Annotated in this window: 11 protein-coding genes and 1 pseudogene; 7 read left to right on the forward strand and 5 right to left on the reverse strand. The window is 73.6% G+C overall.

The features are described from left to right. Together H1A17_RS22830 and H1A17_RS22835 are read left to right on the forward strand one after the other, a co-directional pair. Positions 1-1,985, forward strand: a pseudogene (locus tag H1A17_RS22830) (AAA family ATPase); the annotation flags it as partial. Next, a complete protein-coding gene (locus H1A17_RS22835; RefSeq protein WP_145918347.1) occupies positions 1,985-2,602 on the forward strand; it encodes an HAD family hydrolase in 618 nt (205 codons plus the stop codon). The pseudogene H1A17_RS22830 and the gene H1A17_RS22835, both read left to right, overlap by 1 nt. Before the next feature lie 25 nt (positions 2,603-2,627). Here H1A17_RS22835 and H1A17_RS22840 read toward each other — a convergent pair whose 3' ends face one another. The 5 genes from H1A17_RS22840 to H1A17_RS22860 all read right to left on the reverse strand — a co-directional run bounded on the left by H1A17_RS22840 (position 2,628) and on the right by H1A17_RS22860 (position 7,608). Continuing rightward, on the reverse strand, positions 2,628-3,149 hold the full coding sequence (locus H1A17_RS22840) for a DinB family protein (protein ID WP_145918348.1): 522 nt from the start codon (positions 3,147-3,149) through the stop codon (positions 2,628-2,630). A 50-nt stretch (positions 3,150-3,199) separates the two neighbouring features. Further along, complete coding sequence (locus H1A17_RS22845; protein ID WP_145918349.1) at positions 3,200-3,691, reverse strand: universal stress protein; 492 nt, start codon at positions 3,689-3,691, stop codon at positions 3,200-3,202. A gap of 3 nt (positions 3,692-3,694) precedes the next feature. Further along, a complete protein-coding gene (locus H1A17_RS22850) occupies positions 3,695-5,314 on the reverse strand; it encodes an MDR family MFS transporter (RefSeq protein WP_145918350.1) in 1,620 nt (539 codons plus the stop codon). A 119-nt stretch (positions 5,315-5,433) separates the two neighbouring features. Then, complete coding sequence (locus H1A17_RS22855; RefSeq protein ID WP_240762663.1) at positions 5,434-5,871, reverse strand: MarR family winged helix-turn-helix transcriptional regulator; 438 nt, start codon at positions 5,869-5,871, stop codon at positions 5,434-5,436. Positions 5,872-5,895: 24 nt separating this feature from the next. Continuing rightward, positions 5,896-7,608, reverse strand: a complete 1,713-nt coding sequence (locus H1A17_RS22860; protein ID WP_194822857.1) for an alkaline phosphatase D family protein — start codon at positions 7,606-7,608, stop codon at positions 5,896-5,898. A 148-nt stretch (positions 7,609-7,756) separates the two neighbouring features. Between H1A17_RS22860 and ftsY the strand changes: the two genes are divergently transcribed. The 5 genes from ftsY (at position 7,757) to H1A17_RS22885 (ending at position 14,248) form a co-directional block, all read left to right on the forward strand. Continuing rightward, a complete protein-coding gene (ftsY, locus tag H1A17_RS22865) occupies positions 7,757-8,938 on the forward strand; it encodes a signal recognition particle-docking protein FtsY (RefSeq protein WP_145918352.1) in 1,182 nt (393 codons plus the stop codon). A gap of 7 nt (positions 8,939-8,945) precedes the next feature. Further along, the gene (locus tag H1A17_RS22870; RefSeq protein ID WP_194822858.1) at positions 8,946-9,809 is read left to right on the forward strand and encodes an aminoglycoside phosphotransferase family protein; all 864 of its coding nucleotides are present in this window, start codon (positions 8,946-8,948) and stop codon (positions 9,807-9,809) included. 325 nt (positions 9,810-10,134) lie between these two features. After that, the gene (locus H1A17_RS22875; RefSeq protein ID WP_145918354.1) at positions 10,135-11,547 is read left to right on the forward strand and encodes an ammonium transporter; all 1,413 of its coding nucleotides are present in this window, start codon (positions 10,135-10,137) and stop codon (positions 11,545-11,547) included. 25 nt (positions 11,548-11,572) lie between these two features. Next, positions 11,573-11,911 (forward strand): P-II family nitrogen regulator, encoded by a 339-nt coding sequence (locus H1A17_RS22880; RefSeq protein WP_067307311.1) that lies wholly within the window; start codon positions 11,573-11,575, stop codon positions 11,909-11,911. Between the two features lie 12 nt (positions 11,912-11,923). Beyond that, complete coding sequence (locus H1A17_RS22885; RefSeq protein WP_145918355.1) at positions 11,924-14,248, forward strand: [protein-PII] uridylyltransferase; 2,325 nt, start codon at positions 11,924-11,926, stop codon at positions 14,246-14,248. Positions 14,249-14,331 lie beyond the last annotated feature (83 nt).

Here is a 14,331-nt window from a genome sequence, read left to right on the forward strand (position 1 = left end):
CGGTCGCGGTCACCGGCGTCGACGAGGCCGTCGAGGCGATGCGGCTGCTGAAGATCTCCGATGCCGGCCGGGCCGGCCTGCTGGTCGGCAGCCCCGCCGGCCCCGGCATGACCGGCTCCGCCGACGCGTTGCGCCCCCGGCTGCCGACCGGCGCCCGGTGGGCTCCGGACCTGGTCGAGTGCGCCCCCGAGCTGCGTCCCGCCGTACACCGGGCGTTGCGCGACGTGGCGCTGGTCGACGACCTCGCCGCCGCCGCCGAGCTGGTCGCCGGCAACCCGGAGCTGCGCGCGGTCACCCCGGACGGTGACGTGGTCGGGGCGTACGCGGCGGCCGGCGGGTCGGCCAAGGCGGCCAGCTTCATCGAGGTGCAGGCCGCCGTGGAGGAGGCCCGGACCAACCGGCAGACCGCCGAGCGGACGGCCGCCGAACTGCGCGGGCAACTCGTCGACGCCCGCGCCGGGGTGGCCGCCGCGAAGGAGGCGGTGCAGCACGCCGCCGCCGCCAAGCGGGAGGCGGAGAGCCACCGTAACGCCGCCGCCCGCCGGCTGGCCGAGCTGGGCGCGGCGGCCCGGTCGGCGAAGGCGGAGACCGACCGGCTCGGCGAGAGCCGGTCCCGCGCCGAGGCGGCCCGGGAACGCGACCTGACCGCCCTCGCCGAGCTGGCCGAGCGGCTCCGGCTCGCCGAGGACACCCCGATCGACGCCGAACCCTCCACCGAGGACCGGGACCAGCTCGCCGCGATGGTGCCCCGGGCCCGGCAGAACGAGATGGAGGTCCGCCTCGCGGTGCGTACCGCCGAGGAGCGGGTCGCCTCGATCGCCGGCCGGGCCGACTCGCTGGCCCGGCAGGCCACCGCCGAGCGGGCGGCCCGGGAGCGGGCGGCGGCGCGGCGGGCGGCCCGGACCCGGGGCGCGGCGATCGCCCGCGCCGTGGTCGGCGGGGCCCGCGAGGCGCTGACCCGGCTCGGCACCTCGATCGCGCGGGCCGAGGAGCACCGCGACGCGGTCGCCCGGGAACGCGCCGCCCGGGAGGCGGAACTCCAGGAGGTACGCGGCGCGGCGAAGCGGCTCGGCGCGGAGCTGGAGCGGTTGACCAGCCAGGTGCACCGGGACGAGGTGGCCCGCGCCGAGCAGCGGCTGCGCATCGAGCAGTTGGAGGCGAAGGCCGCCGAGGATTTCGGCCTGGACGTGGAGACCCTGGTCGCCGAGTACGGCCCGGCGCAGCCCGTCCCGCCGACCCCGGTGGACGTGGCGGCGGCCGAACGCGACGGCCTGCCGGTGCCCGAGCCGGTCCGCTACGAGCGGCCGGTGCAGGAGAAGCGGGCCGCCAAGGCGGAACGGGAGCTGGCCCTGCTCGGCAAGGTCAACCCGCTCGCGCTGGAGGAGTTCGCCGCCCTGGAGGAGCGCTTCAAGTTCCTCTCCGAGCAGTTGGAGGATCTCAAGGCCACCCGGCGTGACCTGCTCACCGTGGTCAAGGATGTCGACGAGCGCATCCTGGAGGTCTTCGCCAGCGCGTTCGCCGACACCGCCCGCGAGTTCGAGCAGGTCTTCACGGTCCTGTTCCCCGGCGGTGAGGGCCGGTTGATCCTTACCGAACCCGACGACCTGCTCACCACCGGTGTGGAGGTGGAGGCCCGGCCGCCCGGCAAGAAGATCAAACGGCTGTCGCTGCTCTCCGGCGGCGAGCGGTCGTTGACCGCCGTGGCGATGCTGGTGGCGATCTTCCGGGCCCGGCCCAGCCCGTTCTACATCATGGACGAGGTGGAGGCGGCCCTCGACGACGTGAACCTGGGCCGTCTGATCACCCTGCTGGCCCAGTTGCGGGAGAAGAGCCAGCTGATCGTCATCACCCACCAGAAGCGGACCATGGAGATCGCCGACGCGCTCTACGGCGTGACCATGCGCAGCGGGGTCACCCAGGTGATCAGCCAACGGCTCAACCGGACCGACGCCGAGCGGTCCGACGGACACGAGGAGAATCAGTAGTGGCACGGGAACGGCCGACGGCGCTCCTGCTCGACTTCGACGGCGTGCTGCGGCACTGGGACCCGGCGGTGGCCGCCGCCGTCGAACAGGAGTACGGCCTCGCCGCCGGGGTGCTCGGCGAGATCGCCATGCACTGGGGGCGGCTGCAACCGGTGCTGACCGGGCAGGTCAGCCACGCCGACTGGATGTCCAGTGTGGCCGACGCGCTGAGCGAGTCGGTCGGCCCGGACCGGGCGCGGGCGGCGGTGGAGCAGTGGCAGCGCTACCGGGGCGAGGTCGACGCCGACGTGCTGGCCTTCGTCCGCGAGGCACGGGCCAACGGCATCCGGGTCGGGCTCGGCACCAACGCCACCGACCTGCTCGACACCGACCTCGCCGAGCTGGGCCTGGTCGGTGAGCTGGACGTGGTGGTCAACTCCTCGGTCGTCGGGGTGCACAAGCCGGCGAAGGAGTACTTCCAGGCGGCCTGCGCCGCCCTGGAGACCCCGCCCGCGCGGGTGCTCTTCGTCGACGACGAGGACTGGGCGATCCGGGGGGCGCGGGCGGCCGGGCTGTCGGCGTACCGGTGGAGCGGGCCGGAGGGGCTGCGTTACCTGCGGGCGGCGCTGGCCCGCTGACGCCGGGCCCGGCCGGGCGGCGAGGTCACTCGCCGGTGACGCCGTCGAGGCGTTCCCGGATCAGGTCGGCGTGGCCGTTGTGCCGGGCGTACTCCTCGATCATGTGCAGGTAGACCCAGCGCAGGCTGAAGGTCCGCCGCTGGGGGCCGACCTCGGTGAACGTCTCGTCGAGCGAGCGGCCGACGGTGGCGGCCCGGGCCAGCTCGACCTGCCGGTGGTAGGTGGCGAGGTCGGCCTCGGCGTCGGCGTGGCTCACGTCGAGGTCGGCGTCCGGATCGTCGGGGGTGTAGTACGGGTAGTCGACCTGCTGCCCGGCGAAGTTCTCCCGGAACCACCAGGTCTCCACCTCGCCGAGATGCCGGACCAGGCCGAGCAGGGTCAGCCCGGACGGCTCCACGCTCGGGGTGCGCAACTGCTCGGCGGTCAGCCCGGCGCACTTGAGCAGCAGGGTCTGCCGGTGGTAGTCGAGCCAGCTCTCCAGCATGGGCCGTTCGTCGCCGACGGGAAGTTCCGGGGTCCGGGTGATCTCCGGTGCGCGCCAGGTCATGCCGGTCATCCTCGCCCACCGGTCCGACACTTCCCGGTCCCCGTTCCCGGTCAGGGGACGACGAGGACCGGCCAGCGGCCGGTGCGGACCAGGCGGGTGGCGACGGAACCGACCAGCCGGTGCCCGGCCTGCTCGGAGGAGCCGACCACCACCAGGTCCGCCCGGGACTCGTCGGCCGCCGCCCGCAACTCGGCGTACGCGTCCCCGCGCCGGCACAGGAACGTCACCGGCAGGCCCAGTTCCTCCGCGCCCCGGCGGCACTCCTGCCGCAGCTCGTCGGCCAACTCGTCGTGGGTCTGCTGGACCGCCCCGGCCACCACCCCCGGCATGAGGGAGGCGTAGCCGGCCGGGGCGCTGACGAAGACCACCACCAGCCCGGCGCGCTGCCGGCGGGCCAGCCCCGCCGCGTACGACGCGGCCCGCAGCGAGGTCCGGCTGCCGTCGACCCCGACCAGCACCACCCGGGGCCCGTCGGTGCCCCGCTCGAACTCCAGCGGGCGGGCCTGCGGGCCGTACTGCTCACGCTCGACGGGGGTGCCCACCGGTCAGTCCCGGGTCCCGGTGCGGACCACCGCCGCCCCGCCGCCCGCGGCGACGGCGGACTCCTGCGCGACGGTCTCGGTCAGCGGGTCCCCGTTGTGCCGCCGCAGCGGGATCTCCTTGATGAACAGGACCGCGATCAGGGAGATCAGCCCGAACGGGGCGGCGGCCAGGAAGATGTCGCCGGCGCCGTGGCCGTAGGCGCTCTCCACCACGACCCGGATCGGGCCGGGGAGGGTGTGCACGTTCGGCAGCACGCCGCCGTCGCCCGCGCCGCCGGCCGGGATGCCCAGCGCGGTCAGGCCGTCGGCGATGTAGTCCTTGACCCGGTGGCCGAGGACCGCGCCGAGCACGGACACGCCGACCGCGCCGCCGAGGCTGCGGAAGAACGCCACCACCGAGCTGGCCGCGCCGAGTTCGTGGGTGCCGACGGTGTTCTGCACGGCCAGGACGAGGTTCTGCATGGTCATGCCGAGCCCGAGGCCGATCAGCGCCATGTAGATCGCGAGGTGCCAGTACGGGGTGTCGTAGCGGATCGTGCCCATCAGCGCGAAGCCGGCGGTGAGCAGGGCGGAGCCGGCGACCAGGTAGCGCTTCCAGCGGCCGGTGTTGGTGATGATCCGGCCGACGACGGTGGAGGAGACCAGCAGGCCGAGGATCATCGGCATGGTCATCAGGCCGGACATGGTCGGGCTCTCGCCCCGGCTGATCTGGAAGTACTGGCCGAGGAAGACCGAGGCGCCGAACATCCCGACACCGACGGCGATGCTGGCCACGACGGCGAGAGTGATGGTGCGGTTGCGGAACAGCCGGGGCGGGATCATCGGCTCGCTGGCCCGGTTCTCCACCCGGACGGCGAGCACGCCGAGCGCGATCGCGCCGGTGACCATGACGGCGGTCTGCCAGGAGAGCCAGTCGTACTTGTCGCCGGCCAGGGTGACCCAGATCAGCAGCAGCGACACGGCGGCGGTGATCAGGGTGGCGCCCCACCAGTCGATCTTGACCTGCCGCTTGACGACCGGCAGGTGCAGGGTCTTCTGGAGCACCACCAGGGCGGCGACGGCGAACGGCACGCCGACGTAGAAGCACCAGCGCCAGCCGAGCCAGTCGGTGTCGACGATGACGCCGCCGATCAGCGGGCCGCCGATGGTGCCGAGGGCCATCACCGCGCCGAGGTAGCCGCTGTACCGGCCGCGCTCGCGGGGCGCGATCATCGTCGCCATGATCACCTGGGCCAGGGCGGTGAGGCCGCCGGCCCCGACGCCCTGGAGCACCCGGCAGGCGATGAGCTGTTCGGTGGACTGGGACAGGCCGGCCAGCACGGAGCCCAGCACGAAGATGGCCAGGGAGAGCTGGACCAGGATCTTCTTGCTCGTCAGGTCGGCGAGCTTGCCCCAGATCGGGGTGGTCGCGGTGGTCGCCAGCAGGGTCGAGGTGACCACCCAGGTGTAGGCGGACTGGCCGCCCTTGAGCTCGGTGATGATCCGCGGCAGCGCGTTGGAGACGACCGTGGAGGAGAGGATCGCGACGAACATGCCCAGCAGCAGTCCGGAGAGGGCCTCCAGGATCTGCCGGTGGGTCATCTCGACGCCGGTCGCCCGGGTGGGCGCTGTCGCCTGGGTCATCGTCGCTGCCTCCGCTGGTGGTGAAAAGGGTGCCTCGGGCAACCGTAAGCGTTCGTTGCCTCAAGCAACAACCGGACGTGACAAGGCTCTATTCCCCCGTCCCCGGGGCACCACGGGGCTCAGAAGGTCTCGTTGAACCGGTGCATCAGGCGGGCGAACTCCTCGACGTCCCGCTTCGGCCAGGTCTCCATCGACCGGTTGATCTGGTCCATCCGGGCCGACCGGGCCGCGTCGAAACGCCGGGTGCCCTCCTCGGTCAGCCGCAGCTGCGCCGCCCGCCGGTCGACCGGGTCCGGGTCGCGGCGCACCAGGCCCAACGCCTCCAGCCCCTGGATCTGCCGGCTCAACGTGCCCTTACCGATGCCGAGCTGCACGGCCAGGTCGGTCAACCGGGTCGACCCGGACCGGCGCAACCACAACAGCAGGCCGTACGCGTTGGGCTCCAGGTTGGGGTGCACCTCCCGGGCGATCTCCCAGGACAGCGCCCGGCCCCGGCGGAGCAGCGCGGTCAGTTCGTGCTCCAGCACGCGCAGCGTCTCCGGCAGATGATCGTCCACGGCACCGAGGGTACGTGGCGCGGGTCACTTCGCCGAGGAGAGCCGCTGTCGGGCCACCTCACGCAGGTGCCCGTCGCTGGTGGTGCCCTCGATCAGCACCACCGCCTCCCGCCCGGTGTGGCGCAGCGTGCTCACCGCGTTGCCGAAGTACGGGCCGGCGAGCTTCTTCCAGCGCACCGTGGGGCGGCGTACCCCGGCGGAGCGGGCCAGCGCCCGGGTGGCCGCCGCCGGCCCCGCGCTCCAGCCCAGCTTCATCAACGGGCGCATCGCCGCCGGCACCTGGTTGTGGATCGGCGAGCAGGTGAGCTGGTGCACCGGGGTACGCACCGCCGGGTCGTCGAACCGGGCCCGCGCCACGTACGAGTGGTGCACGTCGCCGGAGAGCACGCTGATCGACGCCGGCGCCGGGTACGCGGGCCCCGCGCCGACCCGGTCCCCCGGGGTGCCCGGGGCGCCGCTGCCCAGCCGCACGAACAGCGCCCCGAGGGCGTCGAACGAGCGGCGGAACGCGGCCCAGTGCTCCAGGTCCAGCGCCCGGCGCAGCTTCTCGGCCAGCCCGGCGACCCACGGCCGGCCGGAGTCGGCCAGCTTCTCGTTCCACGCCTCCACGTGGTGGATGCCCGGCGGCAGCAGCCAGGGCAGCGACGCGCCGATCACCAGGTGGTCGTAGACCCCGTGGGCCCGGTCCAGGAACCAGGACCACTCGCCGGCCGGCAGCATCGCCCGACCGCCCGGTTCGAGCACCCGGCTGCACCTGTTGTCCAGCATGACCAGCCGGGTGCGGCCCAGGTCCAGCGCGTAGCTCCACTGGTACTGCACGGCCCGCCAGCGTTCGGTGTCGTGCGCCTCGTCGGCCTCCTTGTCGACCCGCTCGCCGAACTCGCGCAGCACGTCGGTGGCGTCCTCGGCGGCGACCACCTTGGCGTAGAGCGGGTCGGCGGCGATCTCGTCCGGGGCCAGGTTGCCCAGGTGCTGGTAGACCCAGTACGAGGCCAGGCCGCTGCGGATCCGCTCGGCCCACCAGGCCTGCTGCCGCATGTCGGCCCGCCACGACTGGGAGGTGTTCCAGTCGTCGATCACCTCGTGGTCGTCGAAGATCATTACGCTCGGCACGGTGGAGAGCAGCCAGCGGATCTCCGGGTCGCGCCACGACTCCAGGTAGAGCTTGGTGTACTCGTCGAAGCTGACCACCTGGTCGGCCGGGGCGTCCTTCGGCCGCCGCCGACGCCGCTTGAGCAGCCGCCGGACCGTGGGCGAGGTGACGTCGGCGTAGACCTGGTCACCGAGCAGCACCAGCAGGTCGGGCAGGTCGTCCGGGTCGGGCGCGGCCATCAACCGCCGGGCGTACGCGTCCAGCGCGTCCGGGGGCAGCCGTCGGGTGGTGTTGTGCTGGGTGGTCTCCCGGCACGACCCGAAGATCAGGCTGACCGGCTGGTCCCGGTCGTCGGCCGCCCTGGTCCGGATCACGCTGGGCGGGAACCCGTCGCGGGCCGCCGGCCAGACCAGCTCGTCGTCGACCAGCACCTCGTAGGTGGTGGCGTGGTCCGGGGTGAGCCCCTCCACCACCACCAGCGCGTAGTGGTGGTCGTACGCGGAGAAGGTCGGCGCGGAGCCGGTGGCGCCGTCGGCCGTGCGGACGGTGACCACCGCGGGCCCGCCGGTCTCCACCCACACCGTCGCCCGGGTGCCGACGACCCGGCGCAGCAACGGGCCGATGAGCAGACGTGGCTCGGGCATGGGCGGCACCTCCGAGGAGAAGACGGTTCATCTTTTCTACCCCGTGGGCGGGTGGGTCACCCCCGGCAGCGGCGAGCGTACCCGCAGCTCGCCCGGGTCTGGCGGCGGTGAGTGGGACGCGGTCGTCGGCATCTGACAGGATTTCGGCATGACGGACTACCTCCTCGTCGCACTGGCCCTGCTCGGCGTGCTGATCCTCGGCGGCCTCGGCCTGGTCGTGCCCCGGCTGCGTCGGCGTGCCGCACCCCCGCTGCCGCAGACCGAGGTCGACACCCGGGCCGAGGAGGACCTGGCCGGGCCACCCGTCGAGGCGGCGGAGTCCGACCTGTCGACCGGCGTGCTGGTCGAGCCGCCGGTGCTCGCGCCCCCGCCGCTGGAGGTCCCCGAACCGACCGCCGGCCGGCTGGTCCGGCTGCGGTCCCGGCTGGCCCGCTCGCAGAACGCCTTCGGCAAGGGCCTGCTCGGCCTGCTCGCCCGCGACCACCTCGACGAGGACGCCTGGGAGGAGATCGAGGACAGCCTGATCACCGCCGACGTCGGCATCGACGCCACCCGCGACATCGTCGACCGGCTCCGCGAGCGGACCCGGGTGCTCGGCACCCGCTCGGCCGGTGAGCTGCGCGACCTGCTCGCCGCCGAACTCGTCAACGCCCTCGACCCGGGGCTGGACCGGTCGCTGCGCACCACCGGCCGCGACGGGATGCCGGCGGTGCTGCTGGTGGTCGGGGTCAACGGCGCCGGCAAGACCACCACCTGCGGCAAGATCGCCCGGGTGCTGGTCGCCGACGGGCGTTCGGTCACCCTCGGCGCGGCCGACACCTTCCGGGCCGCCGCCGCCGACCAGCTGGAGACCTGGGGCGGCCGGGTGGGCGCCGAGACGGTCCGGGGCGCGGAGGGCGCCGACCCGGCCAGCGTGGCCTTCGACGCGGTCCGCCGGGGCATCGACGCCGGCACCGACACCGTGCTGATCGACACCGCCGGGCGGTTGCAGAACAAGATCGGCCTGATGGACGAGCTGGGCAAGGTCAAGCGGGTGGTCGAGAAGCACGGCCCGATCGACGAGACGCTGCTCATCCTGGACGCCACCACCGGGCAGAACGGGCTGGAACAGGCCCGGGTCTTCACCGAGGTGGTGAACGTGACGGGCGTGGTGCTGACCAAGCTCGACGGGACGGCCAAGGGCGGCATCGTGATCGCCGTACAGCGCAAGCTCGGCATCCCGGTCAAGCTGGTCGGGCTCGGCGAGGGCGCGGACGATCTGGCCCCGTTCGACCCGGCGCAGTTCGTCGACGCGCTGCTCGGCACCGAGCCGCTCGCCCGGGACGCGTAACCTCGCGGTGAGCAACGACGATCGCGCGTACGCCGGGTGGCGTGACCCCCGCCATGCGGCGCCGGGCCTGGGGAGACCGTACGTGACCTCGCAGGAGATCCCGCTGCACGGCGGGAATGTGAGCACCGTCGTCCGGGTCGGCGACACCGTCCGGCGCAACGCCGGCCCGTGGACGCCCTCGGTGCACGCCCTCCTGCGCCACCTGGAGTACGTCGGGTTCACCGGCGCGCCCCGGGCGCTGGGCATGGACGAGCGCAACCGGGAGGTGCTGTCCTACCTCGAAGGGGAGTGCGGGGAGTACCCGCTGGCCCCGCACTGGGTCACCGACGAGGCGTTGGTGACGGTGGCCACCATGCTGCGGATGTTCCACGACGCCCAGTACGGTTTCGCCCCGCCGCCCGGCGCGGTCTGGCGCTCGTTCGGCCCGCCGCCCCCGGACACCGAGGTGATCTGCCACCACGACGCCGCCCCGCACAACGTGATCTGGCGGCCCGACGGCACCCTCGGCCTGATCGACTTCGACCTCGCCTCGCCCGGGGCCCGGATCTACGACGTGGCGTACGCGGCCTGGACCTGGGTGCCGATCTTCGCCGACCGGGACTCGATCACGCTCGGCTGGAAGCACCCGGACCGGCCCCGCCGGCTGCGCCTGTTCGCCGACGCGTACGGGTTGATCCCCCGGGACCGGCACCGGCTGATCCGGACCATCCGCAAGCGGATCGTCGACCACGTGGAGGGCATCCGGCGGATGGCGGCGGCGGGGGAGCCGGCGTTCGTCCGGATCGTGCACAAGGGTCACCTCCGTCGCCCGATGCGCGACCTGCGCCTGCTCGACTACGAACGGCACGCCCTGGAGTACGCCCTCCGCTGACGGTGGGCCCCGTCCTGCGCGCCGGTCCCGGCACCTCCCGCGCGAGCCGGGGCCCGGTGATCCCCGCGCGCCGGACGCGCGGAGTGCCCCTCCGATCGACCGCAACGGGGAAAGAGTGGCCGTTCGTTGCCGGAACGGCCACTCTTTCGTATCCGGGATTTCATGATCGAGGTTCTTCACACGCCGGAAACAACCCGTCACGTGTCGGAAATCGAGGGGTGTCGGTCCAGGAAACAGCCGCCGACCAAGCTTCCGCGCAACCGGCGTACGGGCGACGCTGCCCCGGAAGCCGCGAAGGAGGGAACTTCACCTTTAGGAGGCCAGCGTGCCTGAAGCACCGACGATCGACGGCGGCAACACCGTTTGGCTGCTGGTTTCGACCGCTCTCGTGCTGCTCATGACCCCCGGACTGGCGCTGTTCTACGGCGGCCTCAACCGGGCCAAGGGCGTGCTCAACATGATGATGATGAGCTTCTCCGCCATCGGGCTCATCTCTGTTCTGTGGTGGTTCTACGGTTTCAGCATTGCTTTCGGGACCGACGTCAACGGTTTCTGGGGCGACCCCGGTGCGTACCTGGGCACCAAGACCTTCCTCGCCGAGACCGACCTGTGGGGCGCCACGGCGGAGAACCCCAGCGGCATCGGCGTCCCGCTGTACGTGTTCATGGCGTTCCAGATGGTCTTCGCGGTGATCACCGTCGCGCTGATCAGCGGCGCGATCTCCGACCGGGCCAAGTTCGGCGGCTGGCTGCTGTTCGCCTTCGGCTGGGCCACCCTGGTCTACTTCCCCGTCGCCCACTGGGTGTGGGGCGGCGGCATCATCGGCGGGAAGATCCACGCGCTCGACTTCGCCGGTGGTACCGCGGTGCACATCAACGCCGGTGCGGCGGCCCTCGCCGTCGCCCTGGTGCTCGGCAAGCGGCTGGGCTGGCCGCGTGAGGGCATGAAGCCGCACAACATCCCGCTGGTGGCGCTCGGCGCCGGCCTGCTGTGGTTCGGCTGGTTCGGCTTCAACGCCGGGTCGGAGCTGACCGTCGACTCGGTCGCCGGGCTGGCCTTCATCAACACCCAGCTCGCCACCGCCGCGGCGGTGCTCGGCTGGATCGCGGTGGAGTGGATCAAGGACAAGAAGCCGACCATGGTCGGTGCCTCGTCCGGTGCCGTCGCCGGTCTGGTCGCCATCACCCCGGCCTGTGGGTTCATCGCCCCCTGGGCCGCGGTCCTGCTCGGCATCGTCGCCGGTGTGGTCTGCGCCCTGGCCATCAGCCTGAAGTACAAGCTCGGCTACGACGACTCGCTCGACGTGGTCGGCGTGCACTTCGTCGGTGGCTGGATCGGGTCGCTGTGGCTCGGCCTGTTCGCCACCAACTCGGTCAACGCCGCGATCAGCGACGTGGTCGGCGCCTCCGACGGCCTGTTCTACGGCGGCGGCGTGACCCAGTTCGGCCGCCAGGCCCTCGCCGGCCTGATCGTGACCGCCTGGTCCTTCGGGGTCGCCTGGGTGCTCGCCTTCGTCATCGACAAGACCCTCGGCTTCCGGGTCAAGGCCGACGACGAGGTCGAGGGCATCGACATCAGCGAGCACGCGGAGAGCGGCTACGACCTCTCCCCGAGCACCGGCGGTGCCGGTGGCGGGGCGTTCGCGATGGCCGGGATCACCCCGGGCGGCGCGAAGCCGGCCTCCCCGGAGGCCCCCGAGCCGGCCGCCGCGCCGGTGGACGAGAAGGTCGCCGGTTAACGTTCGGAGAATGGAGGGCTTGGACATGAAGCTGGTGACCGCGGTCATCAAGCCGTACCAACTGGACGCGGTGAAGGAGGCCCTGCACGCTCTCGGCGTGGCCGGCCTGACCGTCAGCGAGGTCCAGGGGTACGGGCGTCAGAAGGGGCACACCGAGGTCTACCGGGGTGCCGAGTACACGGTCGAGTTCCTGCCCAAGATCCGGGTCGAGGTGCTCACCGACGAGATGGACGTCGACAAGGTCGTCGACGCGATCGTGGCCGCCGCCCGCACCGGCAAGATCGGTGACGGCAAGGTCTGGGTGACCGGCGTGGAAGAGGTCGTCCGGGTCCGTACCGGCGAGCGCGGCCTCGACGCCCTGTAGGAGGACCTGTAGATGACCTCGTCGACCAGGAGGAACGCGTCGGACGACAGCACCGACGCAGGGACGGACCTCCTGGTCGACGGGGTCGTCGGGGTTCCCGCGGGCATCGGCGAACCGGCCCGGGTCGCCCGGGCCGGGGCGTTCGACGCCTGGCTGCACGGCCTGCTGCCGGCCCGGGAGGGCATCGCCCTGATCGCCGTCGGCGGCCTCGGCCGTCGGCAGTGCGCCCCCTACGGCGATCTCGACCTGGTGCTGCTGCACGCCGGGGTGGCCGGGGTGGACGAGTTGGCCGCCTCGCTGTGGTACCCGATCTGGGACGCCGGGGTCCGGCTCGACCACTCCGTGCGTACCCTCGCCGAGGCGCTGTCGGTGGCCCAGGACGACGTCAAGGTCGCCCTCGCCCTGCTCGACGCCCGGTTCGTCGCCGGTGACCGGGCCTTGGCCGACACCCTCACCCGGACCGCCACCGACCACTGGCGGCGCACCGCCGTCCGCCAGCTGCCCGCTCTGCGGGAGATCACCGAGGTGCGCTGGCGTACCCACGGCGAGCTGGCCTTCCTGCTCGAAGGCGACCTCAAGGAGGCCGCCGGCGGGCTGCGTGACGTGGGCATCCTGCGGGCCATCGCCACCGCCGGGATCACCGACGCGCTGCGCCCCGCCGTCCGCGCCGCCCACCTGCGGCTGCTGGACACCCGCGACGCCCTGCACCAGCAGGTGGGCCGGCGGGTCGACCGGCTGGTCGCCCAGGAACGCGCCGGGGTGGCCGCGCTGCTCGGCCTGCGCCAGTCGTCGGCCGAGGCCGCCGACGCGGGGACGCGGGCGGAGGCCGGCGACGGTGACGCCCTGCTGCGCCGGGTGGCCGGCGACGCGCGCACCGTCAGCCACGCCCTCGACGACGCCTGGCGGGCCGCCGACCGGCTCCGCTCCGGCCGCCGCCGGGGCGTCGACGGCCGGCCGCTGCGCCGCCCGGTCGCCCGCGACGTGGTCGAGCACGACGGGGAGCTGGTGCTCGCCCGGACCGCCATCGGGGCCCGCCCCGACCCGAGCCTGTCGCTGCGGATCGCCGCCGCCGCGGCCAGCCACCGGCTGCCGATCGCGCGGGCCACCTGCGAGTGGCTGGCCGCGTACTGCCCGCCGCTGCCCGCGCCCTGGCCGCCGGCCGCGCGGGCCGCGTTCATCACCCTGCTCGGTGCCGGTCCCGGCCTGGTGCCCGCCTGGGAGACCTGCGACCGGTACGGCCTGATCGACGGCTGGCTGCCCGAGTGGACCCGGCTGCGCAGCCTGCCCCAGCACAACCCGGTGCACCGGTTCACCCTCGACCGGCACCTCGTGCAGGCCGCGTACGAGGCGAGCCGGCACACCCGCGACGTCGAGCGCCCCGACCTGCTGCTGATCGGCGCGTTCCTGCACGACATCGGCAAGGGGCTGGACGGCGACCACTCGACCGTCGGCGCGCCGCTGGCCGAGGCGGTGGCCACCCGGATCGGCCTGCCCGCCGAGGAGGCGGCGCTGATCGGCACGCTGGTCCGGCTGCACCTGCTCCTGCCCGACGTGGCGACCCGCCGCGACCTGTCCGACCCGAAGACGATCGCCGGGGTGGCCGAGCGGGTCGGCGACACCACCACGCTGGAACTGCTGCACGCCCTGGTGCTGGCGGACGCCGCCGCGACCGGCCCGGCCGCCTGGTCCGGCTGGAAGGGGCGGCTGATCGCCGAGCTGGTCGCCCGGGTGCGGACCACCCTGGACACCGGCGTGGTGCCCGCCCCGCCGGCCCCCGACCCGGCGCTGGTCACCGGGCCGCTGCCGGTCGTACACCTGACCGAGGACCGGGTGGCGGTGGCCGCGGCCGACCGGCGGGGGCTGCTCGCCACGGTCGCCGGTTGCCTGGCCCTGCACCGGCTGGAGGTGATCTCGGCGGACGCCGCCACGCTCGACGGCCGGGCCCTGGTCGAGTGCCGGGTGCAGCCGCGCTACGGGCTGGCCCCGGACCCGATCGCGCTCAGCGCCGACCTGCGTCGCGCGGTCACCGGGGACGTCTCGGTGACCCAACGGCTGCGCGGTCGGGCCCTGGCCGCCCGCAGCGGCGGTGCGGCCCCCCGCGTCGTCTGGCACCGGGAGGCGGCCACCGACGCGGTCCTGCTGGAGTTGCGCGCCGCCGACGCGGCCGGCCTGCTCTACCGGGTCACCTGCGCGCTGGACGAGGCCGGGGCGCAGGTGCGCGCCGCCCGGATCTCCACCCTCGGCGGCGACGTGGTCGACGCGTTCTACCTGGTCGGTGGCTGGCCGTCGGACGAGCAGCGGGACCGTGTCGAGGCCGCCGTCCTCGCCGCCGTGTAGGACGGCCGGGGGTCCCCCGAGGTGACGCCGGTGCCCAGCCGTCGGCGGGCCGGGCCGGCGGGCGCCTCGTCGGTGGCCTGCCG

The sequence above is a fragment of the Micromonospora sp. S-DT3-3-22 genome, assembly GCF_015354745.1.
GTDB lineage: Bacteria > Actinomycetota > Actinomycetes > Mycobacteriales > Micromonosporaceae > Micromonospora > Micromonospora wenchangensis.